The organism is Microcella sp. (assembly GCF_033763155.1).
In the GTDB taxonomy this organism is placed as follows: Bacteria; Actinomycetota; Actinomycetes; order Actinomycetales; family Microbacteriaceae; genus Microcella.
Genome location: NZ_JANRKZ010000228.1, coordinates 1 through 3002, shown reverse-complemented (window position 1 = coordinate 3002; position 3002 = coordinate 1). Strand labels below are relative to the sequence as shown.

Below are 3002 nucleotides of genomic sequence, written 5' to 3'. Positions count from 1 at the left end.
GGTATTCCGACCGTGGCGATCTACCAGACCGATGTGCCGGGCTACGCCGAGCGCTACGGCATTCCCGCACTCACGGCCACTTTCGCCCGGCACGTCTCGCGCATTCATCGCCGGGCAACCCTCACTCTCGCGCCGTCGAGTTCGTCGATCGCCGAGCTCTCGAGCCTCGGCGTGACCCGCCTCAAGCTCTGGGCGCGGGGCGTGGATGCTGTGCGCTTCGCTCCCGAGAAACGCAGTGACGCGTGGCGCAGCGCGGTAGCACCCGGGGGAGACCTCATCATCGGCTACGTCGGCCGGCTCGCGCCCGAGAAGCAGGTGGCTGACTTGGAGGCCATTGCGAGCATCCCGGGCACACGCCTCGTGATCATCGGAGACGGGCCCGAGCGCCCCGCGCTTGAGCAGGCCATGCCCAACGCGGTCTTTCTCGGATTTCTCGGCGGCGAGGCGCTTGCCCAGGCAATCGCGAGTTTCGACCTCTTCGTGCACCCCGGCGAGAACGAGACGTTTTGCCAAACCGTGCAAGAAGCGCTCGCGAGTGGCGTGCCCGTCGTCGCGACCGGCAAGGGCGGCCCGCTCGACCTCGTGCAGAGCAGCCGAACCGGTTGGCTGTATCGCCCGGGCGACCTCGACGACTTGCGGGCGCGCGTGCTCGACCTCGTGGGTGACGACGCCAAGCGTCGAGCGTTCGCGGCCGTCGCGCGCGACTCGGTGGCGCACCGCACGTGGTCGCGCCTGGGCGACGAGCTCGTTGGCCACTACCGCGACGCAATCGTCATGGGGCGCTCGCTCGCCGGGCGGCGGCTCGGTTTGAGTAATCGCGCGCAAGCCGCGTAGACTCTGGCTCTGGTCGCGCGAGCGACTGCGCACCTCTAGCTCAATTGGCAGAGCAACTGACTCTTAATCAGTGGGTTCCGGGTTCAAGTCCCGGGGGGTGTACGAACGGCCCTGTTGCTCTCGCCAGCGCAGGGCCTTTCGCTTTTTCTGTCGGCTCTGGGAGCGGCGCGCGCGTACGGGACCTTAGTCACGAATCCGCTCAAACCAGGTGCGCTCGGGCGCGGGGAGGCTCAGACTGTGCACGCGCCTCTACGGCGCGTCCACCCCTGTGAGCGGAGCCACCACCCGTGTTCGAACAAGACATCGACCCGGTCTTCGGGTCTCTTGCGCTGTCGGCCATTGCCGCCGCGCTGCCCCTCGTTCTTCTCTTCGTGCTGCTGGGGGTGTTCAAGGTTCGCGCGCCCTTCGCGGCGCTCTCGGCCCTCGCGCTCTCGATCGTGCTCGCGATCGTTGGGTGGAACATGCCGCCCGTTCAAGCGCTCAGCGCCGCGGGCGCGGGTGTGTTCTATGGCTTCTTTCCGATTCTCTGGATTCTCATCAACGCGTTGTGGGTCTATCGACTGACGGTCGTGACGCCGTGGTTCGAGGTGTTTGGCCGCACGATCCGCTCGGTGAGTGACGATCTGCGCATCCTCTCGATTCTCATCGCGTTCTGTTTCGGTGCCTTGCTCGAGTCGCTCGCGGGCTTTGGCGCTCCCGTGGCCATCTCGGCAGCCATGCTCCTGGCGGCGGGCATGGCGCCGCTCAAGGCGGCGCTCGTCTCGCTGCTGGCCAACACCGCGCCCGTGGCCTTTGGAGCGCTCGCGGCCCCCGTCATCGCGCTCGCGGGCGTGACGGGGCTGCCGTTGCACGACCTCGCGTCGATGGCCGGGCGGCAGACGCCGTTCATCGCGGTGCTCGTGCCGCTCATCCTTGTCTTCTTGGTGGATGGCCGGCGCGGCGTGCGCCAGACCTGGCCCGTGGCGCTCGTGGCCGGCATCGTCTTCGGTCTCGCCCAGTTCGTGACCTCGAACTTCTTCGCCGTTGAGTTGACTGACGTCGTGGCCGCCGTCGCCACCATCGCGGCGGTGCTGCTCATGCTGCGGGTGTGGCAGCCGGCCGAGCTCGTCGGTATCAGCGGGGCCGTCGAGGCGGGGGCTCCCGCTGTGCAACGCCCGCCCGTGCGCGAGGTGCTCATGTCGATCGCGCCGTATCTCATCATCATGATCGTGTTCTCGATCGCGCAGATTCCGGCCGTCAAGCAGTGGCTCGCGGTGTCTGGCACGGTCACCTTCCCGTGGCCGGGGCTCGATGTCGTGACGGCCGCGGGCGAGCCCGCCGGTGCGCAAACGATGCACTTTGACACCCTCAAGGCCACCGGTACCTTGCTCCTGATCTCGGGTGTGCTGACGGCTCTGCTCTACCGCATCGTGCCGCGCACGGCCCTCAAGGCCTATGGCTCAACCCTGCACCAATTGCGCTGGACGATCGTGACCGTGAGCTCGGTGCTCGGCCTCTCGTTCGTCATGAACCTCTCGGGGCAAGCCACGTCACTCGGTGTCGCCCTCGCCTCGGCCGGTGGGTTCTTCGTCGTGCTCTCGCCGATCATCGGCTGGATCGGCGTGGCCTTGACCGGATCTGACACCTCATCGAACGTGCTGTTCGGCCCGGTGCAGGTCGCGGCGGCCGAGCAAGTGGGCCTGCCGCCCGTGCTCATGGCGGCCGCAAACTCGTCGGCCGGCGTGCTCGGCAAGATGCTGTCGGTGCAGAACCTCGCTGTGGCCGCGGCGGCCGTCGGCATGGTGGGCTCGGAGGGCACGCTGCTGCGCAAGCTGCTGACGTGGAGCCTGGGCTTGCTCGCGCTCATCACCGTCTTGATCGTGCTGCAGTCGATCCCCGGCGCGCTCGGCTGGATGGTGCCCTAACCCGCCAGCGGGGCGGCAGGATGGTCGGGTGACCCTCGACACCTGGCTGGTCTTTCTCGTCGCCGCGATTGGCCTGTCGTTCACGCCTGGCCCGAACGGGCTGTTGGCCCTCACTCACGGAGCGCTCTATGGCGCGCGCCGCACCGTGTTCACGGTGCTCGGTGGGGCGCTGGGGTTTCTCATCGTCATCGCGGTGGCGATGTTCGGCATCGGCGCGCTACTGATCGTCTTCCCCGGACTGCTCGTCGTGCTCAAGTGGATCGG

3 protein-coding genes and 1 tRNA gene are annotated in these 3002 nt (G+C 67.8%); all 4 read left to right on the top strand.

The window, feature by feature from the left end; all coding sequences use genetic code 11:
- Positions 1-834, top strand: an 834-nt coding sequence (locus SFU54_RS09755; protein ID WP_319016081.1) for a glycosyltransferase, incomplete at its 5' end; no start/stop codon positions are given.
- A gap of 29 nt (positions 835-863) precedes the next feature.
- Positions 864-936: transfer RNA gene (locus tag SFU54_RS09750), tRNA-Lys, on the top strand.
- A 185-nt stretch (positions 937-1121) separates the two neighbouring features.
- Complete coding sequence (locus SFU54_RS09745; protein WP_319016080.1) at positions 1122-2738, top strand: L-lactate permease; 1617 nt, start codon at positions 1122-1124, stop codon at positions 2736-2738.
- Between the two features lie 28 nt (positions 2739-2766).
- On the top strand, positions 2767-3002 hold a 236-nt coding region (locus tag SFU54_RS09740), incomplete at its 3' end, for a LysE family translocator (RefSeq protein WP_413466598.1).